General features: G+C 63.3%; 12 protein-coding genes and 1 pseudogene. 7 read left to right on the top strand and 6 right to left on the bottom strand.

The genetic code is table 11. The features are described 5' to 3' along the window. The first annotated feature begins 24 nt into the window (after window positions 1-24). The gene (locus AC2FMM_RS14350; protein WP_496796921.1) at window positions 25-468 is read left to right on the top strand and encodes an NUDIX hydrolase; all 444 of its coding nucleotides are present in this window, start codon (window positions 25-27) and stop codon (window positions 466-468) included. Here AC2FMM_RS14350 and AC2FMM_RS14345 read toward each other — a convergent pair. Beyond that, a complete protein-coding gene (locus AC2FMM_RS14345; RefSeq protein ID WP_496796950.1) occupies window positions 465-1,730 on the bottom strand; it encodes a PP2C family protein-serine/threonine phosphatase in 1,266 nt (421 codons plus the stop codon). The two genes, AC2FMM_RS14350 and AC2FMM_RS14345, sit on opposite strands and share 4 nt — an antisense overlap. Window positions 1,731-1,893: 163 nt before the next feature. Between AC2FMM_RS14345 and AC2FMM_RS14340 the strand changes: the two genes are divergently transcribed. Further along, window positions 1,894-2,220 carry an Hpt domain-containing protein gene (locus AC2FMM_RS14340; RefSeq protein ID WP_496796920.1) on the top strand — a complete coding sequence of 109 codons (327 nt, stop codon included), beginning with the start codon at window positions 1,894-1,896 and terminating at the stop codon, window positions 2,218-2,220. A gap of 4 nt (window positions 2,221-2,224) precedes the next feature. Here AC2FMM_RS14340 and ilvA read toward each other — a convergent pair whose 3' ends face one another. Together ilvA and AC2FMM_RS14330 are read right to left on the bottom strand one after the other, a co-directional pair. Next, window positions 2,225-3,451 (bottom strand): threonine ammonia-lyase IlvA, encoded by a 1,227-nt coding sequence (gene ilvA, locus AC2FMM_RS14335; protein WP_496796919.1) that lies wholly within the window; start codon window positions 3,449-3,451, stop codon window positions 2,225-2,227. 59 nt (window positions 3,452-3,510) lie between these two features. Beyond that, window positions 3,511-4,278: a hypothetical protein gene (locus AC2FMM_RS14330; RefSeq protein WP_496796918.1), complete on the bottom strand. Its 768-nt coding sequence runs from the start codon at window positions 4,276-4,278 to the stop codon at window positions 3,511-3,513. Between the two features lie 135 nt (window positions 4,279-4,413). Here AC2FMM_RS14330 and AC2FMM_RS14325 point away from each other — a divergent pair, with 135 nt between their 5' ends. The 4 genes and pseudogenes from AC2FMM_RS14325 (at window position 4,414) to msrA (ending at window position 7,195) form a co-directional block, all read left to right on the top strand. Beyond that, window positions 4,414-5,640 carry an argininosuccinate synthase gene (locus AC2FMM_RS14325; protein ID WP_170373152.1) on the top strand — a complete coding sequence of 409 codons (1,227 nt, stop codon included), beginning with the start codon at window positions 4,414-4,416 and terminating at the stop codon, window positions 5,638-5,640. A gap of 32 nt (window positions 5,641-5,672) precedes the next feature. Continuing rightward, complete coding sequence (locus tag AC2FMM_RS14320; RefSeq protein WP_496796949.1) at window positions 5,673-6,071, top strand: DUF1810 domain-containing protein; 399 nt, start codon at window positions 5,673-5,675, stop codon at window positions 6,069-6,071. A 78-nt stretch (window positions 6,072-6,149) separates the two neighbouring features. Continuing rightward, window positions 6,150-6,434 (top strand): annotated as a pseudogene (locus AC2FMM_RS14315) (SCP2 sterol-binding domain-containing protein); the annotation flags it as partial. 95 nt (window positions 6,435-6,529) lie between these two features. Beyond that, entirely contained in the window at window positions 6,530-7,195 is a 666-nt protein-coding gene (gene msrA, locus AC2FMM_RS14310) for a peptide-methionine (S)-S-oxide reductase MsrA (protein ID WP_496796917.1), read from the top strand. Here msrA and AC2FMM_RS14305 read toward each other — a convergent pair. Both AC2FMM_RS14305 and AC2FMM_RS14300 read right to left on the bottom strand, forming a co-directional pair. Beyond that, entirely contained in the window at window positions 7,192-8,064 is an 873-nt protein-coding gene (locus AC2FMM_RS14305) for a ribokinase (RefSeq protein WP_496796916.1), read from the bottom strand. The genes msrA and AC2FMM_RS14305 overlap by 4 nt on opposite strands. Window positions 8,065-8,068: 4 nt before the next feature. Next, the gene (locus AC2FMM_RS14300; protein WP_496681606.1) at window positions 8,069-10,324 is read right to left on the bottom strand and encodes an NADP-dependent malic enzyme; all 2,256 of its coding nucleotides are present in this window, start codon (window positions 10,322-10,324) and stop codon (window positions 8,069-8,071) included. A 161-nt stretch (window positions 10,325-10,485) separates the two neighbouring features. Here AC2FMM_RS14300 and mutS point away from each other — a divergent pair, with 161 nt between their 5' ends. Continuing rightward, on the top strand, window positions 10,486-13,101 hold the full coding sequence (gene mutS, locus AC2FMM_RS14295; protein ID WP_496796948.1) for a DNA mismatch repair protein MutS: 2,616 nt from the start codon (window positions 10,486-10,488) through the stop codon (window positions 13,099-13,101). Between the two features lie 58 nt (window positions 13,102-13,159). Here mutS and AC2FMM_RS14290 read toward each other — a convergent pair whose 3' ends face one another. Next, on the bottom strand, window positions 13,160-13,723 hold the full coding sequence (locus AC2FMM_RS14290; protein ID WP_496681609.1) for a nucleotide exchange factor GrpE: 564 nt from the start codon (window positions 13,721-13,723) through the stop codon (window positions 13,160-13,162). Window positions 13,724-13,733 lie beyond the last annotated feature (10 nt).

The following is a 13,733-nucleotide window of genomic DNA, read 5'->3' as shown; positions in this document are numbered from 1 at the left end:
ATCCAGAGTTGAAAGGGCTCTTACATGATCAGGCGGTTCGGCGAAACCCCGGAACCGGGGCGCAGATATACTCGGCGCGTGGGAGTCTATGCGCTGCTGCCCCGGGGCGGCAGCCTGCTGCTGACCTGCCAGATCGAGCCCGGCCCCGACCTGCAGCTGCCCGGCGGCGGAATTGATCCGGGCGAATCCCCGGTCACCGCCCTGCATCGAGAAGTGTTCGAGGAAACCGGCTGGTCGATCGCCTCCCCCCGCCGGGTCGGCGCGTTCCGGCGCTTTACCTACATGCCTGAATACGACCTGTGGGCCGAAAAGATCTGCTTGATCTATCGCGCCCACCCGGTGCGGCGCCAGGGGCCGCCGACCGAAGCCTTTCACGAGGCGGTCTGGATGAACGCGGGCGATGCGGTCCAGATGCTGGGAAATGCCGGCGACCGCCATTTCGCCCGCTTGCACCTTTCAGAGCGCTAATTCCCGTTGAACTCGAAAAACACGGCCGAGACGTCATCATCCATCGTTTCGCCGGGCGGCATCGACTGGGTGAGCCGCCAGAACATGTCGTCCAGAAACTCGGGGCCGTTGTGCTGGGCTAGACAGTCCCTCGCCAGCCTGCACAGCCCATCTTCGTCAAGCAGCCCGCCGTCGGCCACCCGGCATTCGGTGAACCCGTCGGAATACAACAGCAACCGGTCGCCCGGTTGCATGTAGAAGTCGATCTTTCGGAAGGTCGCCCCATCGATCAGGCCGATCGGCAGACCGCCGTCGCCCATGAACTGCATCGAACCATCCGCACGGATCAACAACGGGTGCGGGTGGCCGGCCTGAACCATCTTCACATGGCCATACCGAAGATCGACGATCGCATAGACCATCGTGAAATATTCCTCGATCCCGGTATCGGCCATCAGGCGTGCATTCAGCGTCTCGGCCACCTGTTCGGGGGGCAGCAGTGCATAGAACTTGTTGAACCGCTTCTCCATCGCCACGTTATGGTCAAAATGCTGGCTGGTCAGGTACCCACCCAACCGCGCGGTCATCATGGCCGAGGTGATGCCGTGCCCGGACACGTCGATGCTGTAGAACCCGATCCGGTTCGCACCGGGCGAGAACATGCCCACCAGGTCGCCGCCGATATGACCGCAGGGCTTGAGCAACAGGCTGACGCGCGAGCGGCCAAACTCCCGGGTCAGCTCGGGCACCAGCGATTCCTGGATGCTGCGGGCCTGCATGAGATCCTTGTCGATCAAGTCATGTGCGGCGCGCAGTTCGGACAAGGCCTTTTCGATCAGCCGGTTCTTTTCCGACAATTCACGCTGCATGCCCAATATCCGCGCACCGGCCGAAATCCGCGCGCGCAGTTCGTCTGCCTCGAGCGGCTTGATGAGGAAATCATCCGCCCCCGCGTCCAGGCCGCGCGCCACCTCCTGCTTTTCGCTCTTGGACGTCAAAAGGATGAAGTAGGTGTACGCGTCTTTTTCCAGCTGTCGGAAGGCGCGGCAGAACTCCAGCCCGCCCATCCCAGGCATCACCCAGTCGCTGAGCACCAGATCGGGCAGGCCTTGCCTGCACAGGTCGAGCGCCTCTTCACCGCTGTCCGCCTCGATGACGGTGAACCCCCATCTCTTGAGCGATGCCACGAGGATCCGACGCTGAAGGCGGCTGTCATCCACCACCAGCACGTTCTGGATGGCACCAAAATCCAGATCAGACTTGATCTCTGGTTGGCTGGGCAATCGCACGCCGGCCTCTGCACTTCCTATTCAGGGTGTAGAAACGCTAAGAGTCCAATCTTAACAACCTGTGAAAACCCGGCATCACCACACAGGGACCGACTTAACGTGCTCTTTACCCGATCCCGGTAGTCAGGTCACAAATGGGTCAATGCGGAGAACGGGCATGATAAACTGGCCCAGGGTGCGCCAATTGCGGGATGAGGTCGGGCCCGACGAGTTCGATGAGGTCGTTCACATCTTTCTGGACGAGGTGGGCGAGGTCATCGACCGCCTGCAGGCCGATACCGAACGGCGCGAACTTGAGCAGAACCTGCATTTCCTGAAGGGCAGCGCACTGAGCCTCGGGTTCGACACCTTCTCCAAGCTGTGCCAGGATGGCGAGCGACGGGCCTCGGCGGGCCAGGGCGCCGAGGTGGATCTGGACGCGCTCCTGGCCGCCTTCGACGAGTCGCGCAAGAGGTTCCTGGCCGAACTGGCGCAGAGCCTGTGAGCGGTCAGATCACGAACTGGGCCAGTGTCTCGTCCTCGGTGATGTCGGCATAGACGAAACCGGCATCGTCCAGATGGGCGAACAGGCGCAGAAAGTTTTCGGGCTTGGCGGTTTCGATCCCGATCAGGACCGAGCCGAAATTGCGCGCCGATTTCTTCATGTATTCGAACCGGGCGATGTCATCCTCGGGGCCGAGGATATTCAGAAATTCCTTCAGCGCTCCGGGCCGCTGCGGCAGGCGCAGGATGAAGTATTTCTTGACGCCCGAATAGCGCTGCGCGCGTTCCTTGACTTCGGGCAGCCGTTCGAAATCGAAATTCCCGCCCGAGGTGACGCAGACGACCGTCTTGCCGCGTACAAAGCTTTGGACATCGCCCACCGCCTCGATCGCAAGGGCGCCGGCGGGTTCCAGCACGATGCCTTCCACGTTCAGCATCTCGATCATAGTGGTGCAGATGCGGTCCTCGGGGAGAACGATCACGTCCGACAGGTGCCGGTCACGCAACAGCCGGAACGGCTTGTCGCCAATCCGGCCCACCGCCGCGCCGTCGACAAAATTGTCCACCTTGTCCAGCGCCACCGGATGGCCCGCCGCCAGCGCCGCGCGCAGACAGGCCCCGCCTGCGGGTTCGACAAACAGGCAGTGAGTGCGGTCGCCGAACCACGTCGCCACGCCCGAGGACATGCCGCCCCCGCCCACCGGCAGCACCACGTGATCGGGCAGGCCGCCCAGCTGCTCCTCGATTTCGACGGCCAATGAGGCCTGCCCCTCGATCACGTCGTCATCGTCGAAGGGCGACAGGAAATACCCACCCTGCTGCGCGCACCAGTCCTGAGCCGCGGCAAGCGTGTGGTCGAAATAGTCGCCGGTCAGGTGAATCTGGATGTTGTCGCCGCCGAACATCCGAGTTTTCTGGATCTTCTGCTGCGGCGTGGTGACCGGCATGAAGATGACGCCCCGCACATCCATGTGCTTGCACATGAACGCCACGCCCTGCGCGTGGTTGCCGGCGCTGGCGCAGACGAACAGGTCCTGCCCCTGCTGCTTGCGCATGGCATTGAACGCGCCGCGGATCTTGTAGGACCGCACCGGGCTGAGGTCTTCACGTTTCAGCCAGATGTCGGCGTCGTATTTCTTTGACAGATGAGTATTGCGCTGCAACGGGGTTGCAGGAAACACGGTGCGCATCGCCTGTTCGGCGGCGCGGGCGCGGGTCATGAAATCACTCATGCCGCATTCCCTGCCCCATCAGGCCGACAAGGGCAAGGAATACATCGGTGTACGGACGATCAGCCCAGTTCGCGTTTTTCGATGAACACGCCATACATCGTGGTCAGGATGCTGACACTGATCATCGGCAGGATCACCATGCCGAAGAACACGGCGATCAGAACCCCCAGAACCGGAATCATCGACAGAACGCCACCGGCCAGCTGCACCAGGAACTGGAACAGGATCGAAACCAGAACCAAAACGAGGATGGTGGCCCAAGTGCCTTGGGTGTTGCTCCACGCATCGCCCAGCGTGATCGGATGGCCGATGGCGGCCGCAGGCAGGATGATGGACAACCGATAGAAGCAGACGGTCAGGAACACGATGTAAAGGATCGTCAGAAAGATCGAAACCGCGATCGCGCCCTCGCCCAACATTCCGATCATCACAAGCATCGGCAGGTATCCGATCGCAAACAGGAGTATCAACATCAGCCCGCGCCCGAAATAGGCCAGGATGCGGTCGAACCGGAAGGTCGGCAGAAGCCCACTGGGATACTCCTCGAGCAGGATGAAGCGGTGCCACGCCACGGCGATCCAGCCCATGGTGACAAGCATCACGATCGCCAAAAGTATGATGAACAGGATGAATGATGCCGGATTCACCTCGGGCGGCAATCCTGTATCGCTGTCGTCAAAGGCTTCGACCGGAATGCCGGACACCAGAAACAGCCCGATGACTACGACGGTTCCGATCACGGCCGGACCAAGAACGATTTGCAGAACCTGCGGCAGATTGCCGAACACCATCCGCAGCGAATGGGCGAAAATCTTCCATCCAAGCATTCAAAAAACCCCTTTGACAATCTTTGGTTGTCTCTGGTGTGCGCTTATTCGCAGCGCCCGGTCAACCCACTGCTTCTTGCCCCCACGTCGAAAACCCGCTAGGGGCCAATCGTCTTACGCATAAGGGGAAGTCAGATGTCCGCGCCCAAGAAAGTTGTTCTGGCCTATTCCGGTGGCCTTGATACCTCGATCATCCTGAAATGGCTGCAGACCGAGTACGGCTGTGAGGTCGTGACCTTCACCGCCGATCTGGGTCAGGGCGAAGAACTGGAGCCCGCCCGCCAGAAGGCCGAGCTGCTGGGGATCAAGCCTGAGAACATCTATATCGAGGACATCCGCGAGGAGTTCGTCCGCGATTTCGTCTTCCCGATGTTCCGCGCCAATGCGCAGTACGAGGGGCTTTATCTGCTGGGCACGTCCATCGCGCGTCCGCTGATCTCGAAACGCCTGATCGAGATCGCTAAGGAAACCGGCGCTGACGCGGTGGCCCATGGCGCCACCGGCAAGGGCAACGACCAGGTACGGTTCGAGCTGGCGGCCTATGCGCTAAACCCCGACATCAAGGTGATCGCGCCCTGGCGCGAGTGGGACTTGACCAGCCGCACCAAGCTGCTGGAATTTGCCGAGGCGCACCAGATCCCGATCGCCAAGGACAAGCGCGGCGAGGCGCCGTTCTCGGTGGACGCAAACCTGCTGCACACCTCGTCCGAGGGCAAGGTTCTGGAAGATCCCGCCGTTCAGGCGCCCGACTATGTCTATCAGCGCACCGTCCACCCCGAGGACGCCCCGAACGAGCCCGAATATATCGAGATCGGCTTTGAAAAAGGCGACCCGGTCAGCATCAATGGCGAGGCGATGAGCCCCGCCACCCTGCTGACCAAGCTGAACGAATACGGCGGCAAGCACGGCATCGGCCGTCTCGATCTGGTCGAGGGCCGGTTCGTGGGCATGAAATCGCGCGGCATCTATGAAACACCGGGCGGCACCATCCTGCTGGAAGCGCATCGCGGCATCGAATCCATCACCATGGATCGCGGCGCGATGCACCTGAAAGACCAGCTGATGCCGCAATATGCGGAACTGATCTACAACGGCTTCTGGTACAGCCCCGAGCGCGAGATGTTGCAGGCCGCCATCGACAAAAGCCAGGAACATGTCACCGGCACCGTTCGCGTGAAACTCTACAAGGGTCTGGCCTCGACCGTGGGCCGCTGGTCGGATCATTCGCTGTATTCCGAGGCGCATGTGACCTTCGAAGAAGACGCCGGCGCCTATGACCAGAAAGACGCCGCGGGCTTCATCCAGTTGAACGCCCTGCGGCTCAAGCTGCTGGCGGCGCGCGACAAGCGGTTGTCCAAGTGACCGAGGATGACGGCATAAACGACGAACTGGAAATGTTCATCGAAGCGCAGGACACGGTCTGGTCCGATGTCCTGCGCGAACTGGAACAGGGGCAGAAGACCAGCCACTGGATGTGGTTCGTCTTTCCGCAACTGGCCGAGCTGGGCCAATCGCACATGGCGCAACTCTACGGGATCGAGGATCTGGACGAGGCTGCGGCCTACCTGGCCCACCCCGAACTGCGCCGCCGCCTGACCGAGGTGGCCCGGCTGATGCTGACCCACGCCGGCAAGGACCCGGCCGAGATTCTGAGCAAGGTGGATGCCAAGAAGCTGCGGTCGTCCATGACCTTGTTCGGCACCGTGCCCGATGCGCCCCCCGAATTCCAGGCGGTTCTGGATGCGTTCTACGACGGTCATCCCTGCCCGCGCACGCAGCACGCCCTGGGCTGAGCGGTTTCCCGTAAGGTCACGCTTGCCCCGGCCCCTGCCCTCTGTCACCCCGAACGCAAAAGCGAAAAAAGGGAGGCAGGGATGCTGCAGGAGATCGCCGAGGGAATCCAGAAAGGGCTGGCCGACAAGCGCTTTGACGGCTCGTTGAAGTTTGATTGCGGCGCCGATGGCGTGATCGTGCTGGCCGACAACACGGCCAGCACCCAGGACCGCGAGACCGATTGCACCATCCGCATCTCGCGCGAAAACCTGGGCAAACTGCTGACCGGCAAGCTGAACCCGATGACCGGGGTGATGATGGGCAAGCTCAAGATCTCGGGCGACATGGGCGTCGCGATGAAGCTGGGGCAGCTGCTGGGCTAGGCGATAAACTCGTCTCACCACCGCGTGACAAACGGTTTCAGCCGATTGTCAGCCGCCCCAATGCGCGGCAGCCTGAGGCGGAAAGGAGGTCCGCCATGACCCGTTGCCTCGACCAGATCAAGCTGACCCTTCTGTTTGCGCTGATTGCGCTGGCGCTGATCCTGCGCGCTCAGCCGGCCCCGGCGGCCGGGACCGAGTCGCTGACCGTGGCCGGCGGCTGTTTCTGGTGCGTCGAAGCCGATTTCGAGTCCGTACCCGGCGTGATCGAGGCGGTTTCGGGCTATTCCGGCGGCACGACCCCGAACCCCACCTACAGCCAGGTCACGAGCGGCGGCACCGGCCATTACGAGGCGGTGCAGATCACCTTTGACCCGGCCCGCGTTTCCCGTGAAACTTTGCTGAACCTGTTTTTCCGCTCGGTCGATCCCACCGATGCCGGAGGCCAGTTCTGTGACCGGGGCGACAGCTATCGCACCGCAATTTTCGTCTCTAACACAGGCGAAAAAGCTTTGGCCGAACGCAGCAAAGCCGAAGCGAATCGTGCGCTGGGTCAGGCCATCGTGACTCCGATCCTGCCGCTTGGGGTGTTCTATCCGGCAGAGGCCTATCACCAAGATTACTACAAGGGCAAAAAACTGGTGTTCACCCGGTTCGGGCCGAAACGCCAGCTGAATGCCTACAAGGCGTATCGCAAGGCCTGCGGCCGCGATGCGCGGGTCCGGCAGCTGTGGGGCAGCGCCGCGCCGTTTGCCGGATCTTAATCCAGCGCGGCCTCGCGCACCTCTTTCAGGTCCGGAATGACGTCTGCCGTGCCGGGCCGCATCACCATCAACGCCGCCGCCCGGTTGGCTTGGGTGATGGCCTGCGCCATCGGCATCCCCCGGTCCATTCCGGCCAGGACATATCCGGTAAAGGTGTCCCCGGCCCCGGTCGTGTCCACGGCCTTGACCTTGTGGGCGGGAAACTCAACCGCCGACTGGCCGCGTTGATGATATCGGGCGCCTTTTGACCCCAGCGTGACGATCACATGTTCGACCGGCAGATCGGCCGGGGCCAGCCCCGTGGCCTGTTGCAGCTGGGCGGCCTCGACCTCGTTCAGGATCAGGAAATCCAGATAGGGCAACACCGCCTGCACTGCCGGCGCGCTGAAGGGGGCTGCGGCATAGCACACCGTCAGACCCCGCTCGCGGCCCAGCTTCGCGGCCTCGGCCTGTGCGGTGGTCTCGTTCTGGAAAACCAGAAGATCGCCCGTGTCAGAGTCTGTCAGCGCGGCGGAAACCTGATCGGCCCCGATCGCGTGGTTGGCGCCGGGGTACAGGATGATCAGGTTTTCCCCCTGCGCATCCACGGCGATGATCGCATGGCCCGTGGGCTGATCGACCTGCGCGATGTGCCGCGTGTCGACCCCGTATTCGGTCAACCGGTCGCGCGCCCACAGCCCGTCGGACCCCACGGCGCCGATGTGGCGCACATGCGCCCCGGCCCGTGCCGCCGCAACAGACATGTTCGCACCTTTGCCGCCCAGAAACCGCTGCAACCCGCTGGCCGCCAGGGTTTCACCCGGCGCCGGCAGGTGCGGCAGCGCATAGACCGTGTCAGCATTGATCGAGCCAAGGTTCCAGATCGCCATTAGATCACGCCATGTCGCACGAGGCCAGGATGGCCATGTTCAGGATGTCATTCGCGGTCGAGCCGGTCGAACAGATCTGGATCGGCTTGTCGATGCCGGTCAGGATCGGGCCGATCACCGTGGCCCCGGCCATTTCCTGCATCAGCTTGGTGGAAATCGACGCCGAGTGCCGCGCAGGCACGATCAGGATGTTGGCCGGCCCGGTCAGGCGGCAGAAGGGATAGGCCTCTTGCTGGTGGGCGTTCAGCGCCACGTCGACGGTCATTTCGCCTTCGTATTCGAAATCGACGCCGCGCGCCTCCAGCACTTGTGGGGCCTTGTACAGCTTTTCGGTCCGCTCGGACACCGGATACCCGAAGGTCGAGAAGCTGACAAACGCCACCCGAGGCTCCAGCCCCATGTGGCGGGCAACCGTGGCGGCGCGTTCGGCAATCGTCGCCAGATCGTTCTCGTCGGGCCATTCATGCACCAGCGTGTCGCCGATCAGCACGATCCGGCCCTTGTGCAGCAGCGCGGTGATCCCGGCAGCGCCATGGGCGGCGTCGGCGTCGAACACATGGCTGATGCGGTCCAGCACATGCGCCGACTTGCGGGTGGCCCCGGTCACCAGACCGTCGCCATGCCCATGCGCCAGCATCAGGGCCGAGAACACATGCCGGTCGCGCGCGGCCAGGCGGTGGATGTCCTTGCGGTCAAAGCCTTTGCGCTGCAGTCGCTGGTACAGAAAGTCCTTGTAGGCATCGAGATGCGTGGTGTTGGCGGCATTGACCACCTCCAATTCGCGCACCGCGTCGCCCAGACCGGCGGCTTCCAGCTTGGTCTTCACGTCGTCGGGCCGGCCCACGACCAGCGCCTTGCCGAAGCCCGACCGCTGATACATCACCGCCGCCCGCAGAACCCGCGGATCGTCGCCCTCGGCAAAGATCATCCGGCTTTGCGCCGCGCGGGCCCGGGCGTTCAGGCCGCGCAGGATGCTGGCGGTCGGGTCCATGCGCGACTTGAGGCTCAGCTCATAGGCCTCCATGTCGATGATCGGCCGCCGGGCCGCGCCGGTGTCCATCCCCGCCTTCGCGACGGCGGGCGGAATGCGGTAGATCAGGCGCGGGTCAAACGGCGTGGGAATGATGTAGTCGCGCCCGAAGGTCAGCGATTTGCCATAAGCCAGCGCCACCTCGTCGGGCACATCCTCGCGCGCCAGACGGGCCAGCGCGTGGGCGCAGGCGATCTTCATCTCGTCATTGATGGCGCGGGCGTGGATGTCCAGCGCCCCGCGGAACAGGTAGGGAAAGCCCAGAACGTTGTTGACCTGGTTGGGGTAATCGCTGCGCCCGGTGGCCACGATGGCGTCAACGCGCACCTCGTGCGCCTCTTCCGGGGTGATTTCCGGATCGGGATTGGCCATGGCGAAGATCACCGGATTGTCGGCCATGCTGGCGACCATCTCTTGCGTGACCGCGCCTTTGACAGATACGCCCAGGAACACGTCGGCGCCCTTCATGGCCTCTTCCAGCGTGCGCAGCTCGGTCGCAATCGCGTGGGCCGACTTCCACTGGTTCATGCCCTCGGTTCGGCCCTGATAGATCACACCCTTGGTGTCGCAAACGATGCAGTTTTCATGCCGGGCACCCATCGCCTTGAGCAGTTCGATACAGGCGATCCCCGCTGCCCCGGCCCCATTGAGGACGATCTTCACATCCTCGATCTTCTTGCCCGAGATGTGCAGCGCGTTGATCAGCCCCGCCGCACAGATCACCGCCGTGCCGTGTTGATCGTCGTGAAAGACGGGGATGTCCATCTCTTCCTTCAGGCGCTGTTCGATGATGAAGCACTCGGGCGCCTTGATGTCTTCCAAATTGATGCCGCCAAAGGTCGGCCCCATCAGCTTGACCGCGCGGCAGAATTCGTCGGGGTCTTCGGTGTCCAGCTCGATATCGATCGAGTTCACGTCGGCGAAGCGCTTGAACAGGACGGATTTACCCTCCATCACCGGCTTGGACCCCAGCGCGCCCAGGTTGCCCAGCCCCAGAACCGCCGTTCCGTTCGAAATAACGGCCACGAGGTTGCCCTTGTTGGTATAGTCATAGGCGGTTTCGGGGTTCTCGGCGATGGCTTCACACGGAACCGCCACGCCGGGGCTGTAGGCCAGCGACAGATCGCGCTGCGTGGTCATGGGAACGGTGGCCTGCACCTCCCACTTGCCGGGGGTGGGTTCCAGGTGAAAGGCCAGCGCCTCTTCTTTGGTGATCTTCGCTTTGGGCATTTTGACGGTCGGTTCCATGGCTTCGGGGCTTTTCGCCTCATACCGCAGCCGGGGGCGCGCCTCAACGACTATGCGATTTCACCTTTCGTCGCGGTTGGGGGATTTGTAAGGTCGCGCCCGGAATACGCCAGAGGGGAGCAGCCTTGTCCAACGTCACGCCGATGATGGCGCAATACCTGGAAATCAAAGAGGCCCACAAAGACGCCCTGCTGTTCTATCGCATGGGCGATTTCTACGAGATGTTCTTTGAAGACGCCGTGAACGCCGCCGAGGCGCTGGACATCGCCCTGACCAAGCGCGGCAAGCATAATGGCGAAGACATCCCCATGTGCGGCGTGCCGGTGCATTCGGCCGAGGGCTATCTGCTGACATTGATCCGCAAGGGCTTTCGCGTCGCCGTCTGCGAGCAGATGGAAAGCCCGGCCGAGGCCAAGAAAAGAGGCTCTAAGTCAGTGGTAAAGCGCGATGTGGTGCGCCTTGTCACCCCCGGCACCCTGACCGAGGACGCCCTGCTGGAGGCGCGCCGCCACAACTTTCTGGCCGCCTATGCCGAGGTGCGCGACGAGGCCGCGCTGGCCTGGGCCGACATCTCGACCGGGGCGTTTCACGTGATGCCGCTGACCTCGGTCCGGCTGAGCCCCGAGCTGGCCCGGCTGGCCCCGTCCGAGCTGATCGTGGCCGATGGCGCCGAGTTTAATCTGCGCGACACGGTCGAAGATCTTGGCATCGCGCTGACCCCCATCGGGCGGGCCAGTTTCGACAGCACTGCGGCAGAAAAACGCATCTGCGGGTTGTTTCACGTGGGCACGCTGGACGCGTTCGGCAACTTTGGCCGGGCCGAGATCTCGGCTATGGGCGCGCTGATCGACTATTTGGAAATCACGCAGAAGGGCAAACTGCCGCTGCTGCAGACCCCGATGAAAGAAACCGAGGATCGCGTCGTGCAGATCGACGCGGCCACCCGCCGGAACCTTGAACTGACACGGTCCTTGTCGGGCGGACGGGCCGGATCGCTGCTGTCGGTGGTGGATCGCACGGTGACCCCAAGCGGCGCACGGCTGCTGGAGCAACGCCTGTCCAGCCCCTCGCGCAATCTGGACGTGATCCACGCGCGGCTGGATGCGGTCGATTTTGCCGCCCAGGACAGCCTGATCGCCGCCGATCTGCGCGAAGCCTTGCGCAAGACCCCCGATCTAGACCGCGCCCTGTCGCGCCTGTCGCTGGAGCGCGGCGGCCCGCGCGATCTGGCCGCCGTCCGCAACGGGTTGGCGCAGGCGCAGGCGATTGCCGAGATCTGCGCCGGTCAGGATCTGCCGGTGCTGCTGGCGACCGCGGTGCAGAACCTCGTAGGTTTCGACGATCTGCTCAACCTGCTGGATCAGGCGCTGGTCGCCGACCCGCCGTTGCTGGCGCGCGATGGCGGCTTCATCGCGCCGGGTTTCGACGCCGAACTGGACGAAGCCCGCACCCTGCGCGACGAGGGGCGCTCGGTCATTGCCGGGTTTCAACAGAAATACGCCGAACACACCGGCATCGCCTCGCTGAAGATCAAGCACAACAACGTGCTGGGCTATTTCATCGAGACCACGGCCACCCATGCCGAAAAGATGCTGAACCCGCCGTTCAGCGAGACCTATATCCACCGCCAGACCACCGCCAACCAGGTGCGGTTCACCACGGTTGAGCTCAACGAGATCGAAACCCGCATCCTGAACGCCGGCAATTTGGCATTGGAGATCGAAAAGCGGCTCTATCAAAGGCTTTCTGACGAGATTCTGGCGCAGGCGGCCCGCATCAACCAGGCCGCGAAGGGGCTGGCCGAGCTGGACCTGACCACCGCGCTGGCCGATCTGGCGCGGGGCGAGAACTGGTGCCGCCCACAGGTGGACGGCTCGCGCGCCTTTGATATCGTCGCGGGCCGCCACCCGGTGGTGGAGCACGCGCTGCGCCAGCAATCCGGTGATGCCTTCATCGCCAATGACTGCGACCTCAGCGCCGAGGACGGCGCGGCCATCTGGCTGCTGACCGGCCCCAACATGGCCGGTAAGTCGACCTTCCTGCGCCAGAATGCGCTGATTGCCCTGCTGGCACAAATGGGCAGTTTCGTTCCGGCCGAGCGCGCGCATATCGGGCTGGTCAGCCAGCTGTTCAGCCGCGTGGGCGCCTCCGACGATCTGGCGCGGGGGCGATCGACCTTCATGGTCGAGATGGTGGAAACCGCGGTCATCCTGAACCAGGCCGACGACCGGGCGCTGGTGATCCTCGATGAGATCGGGCGGGGCACCGCCACCTATGACGGCCTGTCCATCGCCTGGGCCACGCTGGAACATCTGCACGCCGCCAACCGCTGCCGCGCGTTGTTCGCCACGCATTACCACGAGCTGACCGCGCTGGCCGGCAAGCTGGAGGGCGTCGAAAACGCCACCGTCGCGGTCAAGGAATGGGAGGGCGAAGTGATCTTCCTGCACGAGGTTCACAAGGGCGCGGCCGACCGCTCCTATGGCGTGCAGGTGGCGCAGCTGGCCGGCCTTCCCGCCTCGGTCGTCGAGCGCGCGCGCGTTGTGCTTGAGCAATTGGAAAAGAGCGAACGGGAGGGGGAAAGACAAAAAGCCCTGATCGACGATCTGCCGCTGTTTTCCGCCGCACCGCCGCCGCCGCCACCGGCTGCGAAGGCCTCACCGGTCACCGATATGCTGGACCAGATCCTGCCGGACGACCTAACCCCCCGCGAGGCGCTGGACCTGATCTACAAACTGAAAGAGGCGGCCAGATCCTGAGCGCCCCTTCATCTTTTCCCAAATACTCTCGCCGAAGGCATGCGCCCTAGGGCGCGTTTCAGCTTGCCGGCGTGGAAGACACGCCAACCTGCGCCGGACGCAGCAGGCGGTCATGCAACATGAACCCTTCGGCCGAAACCTGGATGATCTCGCCCGCCTTGGTGCCCGGCACCGGGGCTTCGAACATGGCTTCGTGCACGTTCGGATCGAACTTGTCGCCAACCTCGGGCGCGATTACCTCGATCCCGTGTTTCTTGAACACGTCCTTGAGCATGCGCATCGTCAGCTCGACGCCTTCGATCAGACCGGCGGCAACTTCGCGCTGCTCGTCGCTCGCGGCCTCGAGCGCGCGCTTCATGCTGTCATAGACCGGCAGCATGTCACGCGCCAGCTTGGACCCGCCATACTGTTCCGCCTCACGGCGGGCCTTGTCGCCGCGCTTGCGTGCGTTTTCCGCATCCGCCAAGGCGCGCATGAACTTGTCGCGCAGCTCGTCGCGCTCGGCCTTCAGGGCATCCAGTTCCAGCGCTTCCTCGCTGATCTCGGCCAATTCCTCGGCCAGTTCTTCCGCCTCGGCAGTTGCAATGTCGTCCAGAAATTCTTCGTTCTTCGGCTCTGCCATCTTTTATCCT

The organism is Ruegeria sp. BHSC043 (assembly GCF_059612985.1).
The sequence above is the reverse complement of the archived record's forward strand: the minus strand, read 5'-3'. Positions and strand labels throughout refer to the sequence as shown.

What these genes read in the sequence shown, in the direction of transcription:
- AC2FMM_RS14325 (WP_170373152.1), top strand. Translation starts at nt 4,414, where the DNA reads ATGTCCGCGCCCAAGAAAGTTGTTCTGGCCTATTCCGGTGGCCTTGAT.
- AC2FMM_RS14290 (WP_496681609.1), bottom strand. Translation starts at nt 13,723, where the DNA reads ATGGCAGAGCCGAAGAACGAAGAATTTCTGGACGACATTGCAACTGCC.
- AC2FMM_RS14305 (WP_496796916.1), bottom strand. Translation starts at nt 8,064, where the DNA reads ATGGCGATCTGGAACCTTGGCTCGATCAATGCTGACACGGTCTATGCG.
- ilvA (WP_496796919.1), bottom strand. Translation starts at nt 3,451, where the DNA reads ATGAGTGATTTCATGACCCGCGCCCGCGCCGCCGAACAGGCGATGCGC.
- AC2FMM_RS14350 (WP_496796921.1), top strand. Translation starts at nt 25, where the DNA reads ATGATCAGGCGGTTCGGCGAAACCCCGGAACCGGGGCGCAGATATACT.
- msrA (WP_496796917.1), top strand. Translation starts at nt 6,530, where the DNA reads ATGACCCGTTGCCTCGACCAGATCAAGCTGACCCTTCTGTTTGCGCTG.
- AC2FMM_RS14320 (WP_496796949.1), top strand. Translation starts at nt 5,673, where the DNA reads ATGTTCATCGAAGCGCAGGACACGGTCTGGTCCGATGTCCTGCGCGAA.
- AC2FMM_RS14330 (WP_496796918.1), bottom strand. Translation starts at nt 4,278, where the DNA reads ATGCTTGGATGGAAGATTTTCGCCCATTCGCTGCGGATGGTGTTCGGC.
- mutS (WP_496796948.1), top strand. Translation starts at nt 10,486, where the DNA reads ATGATGGCGCAATACCTGGAAATCAAAGAGGCCCACAAAGACGCCCTG.
- AC2FMM_RS14340 (WP_496796920.1), top strand. Translation starts at nt 1,894, where the DNA reads ATGATAAACTGGCCCAGGGTGCGCCAATTGCGGGATGAGGTCGGGCCC.
- AC2FMM_RS14300 (WP_496681606.1), bottom strand. Translation starts at nt 10,324, where the DNA reads ATGCCCAAAGCGAAGATCACCAAAGAAGAGGCGCTGGCCTTTCACCTG.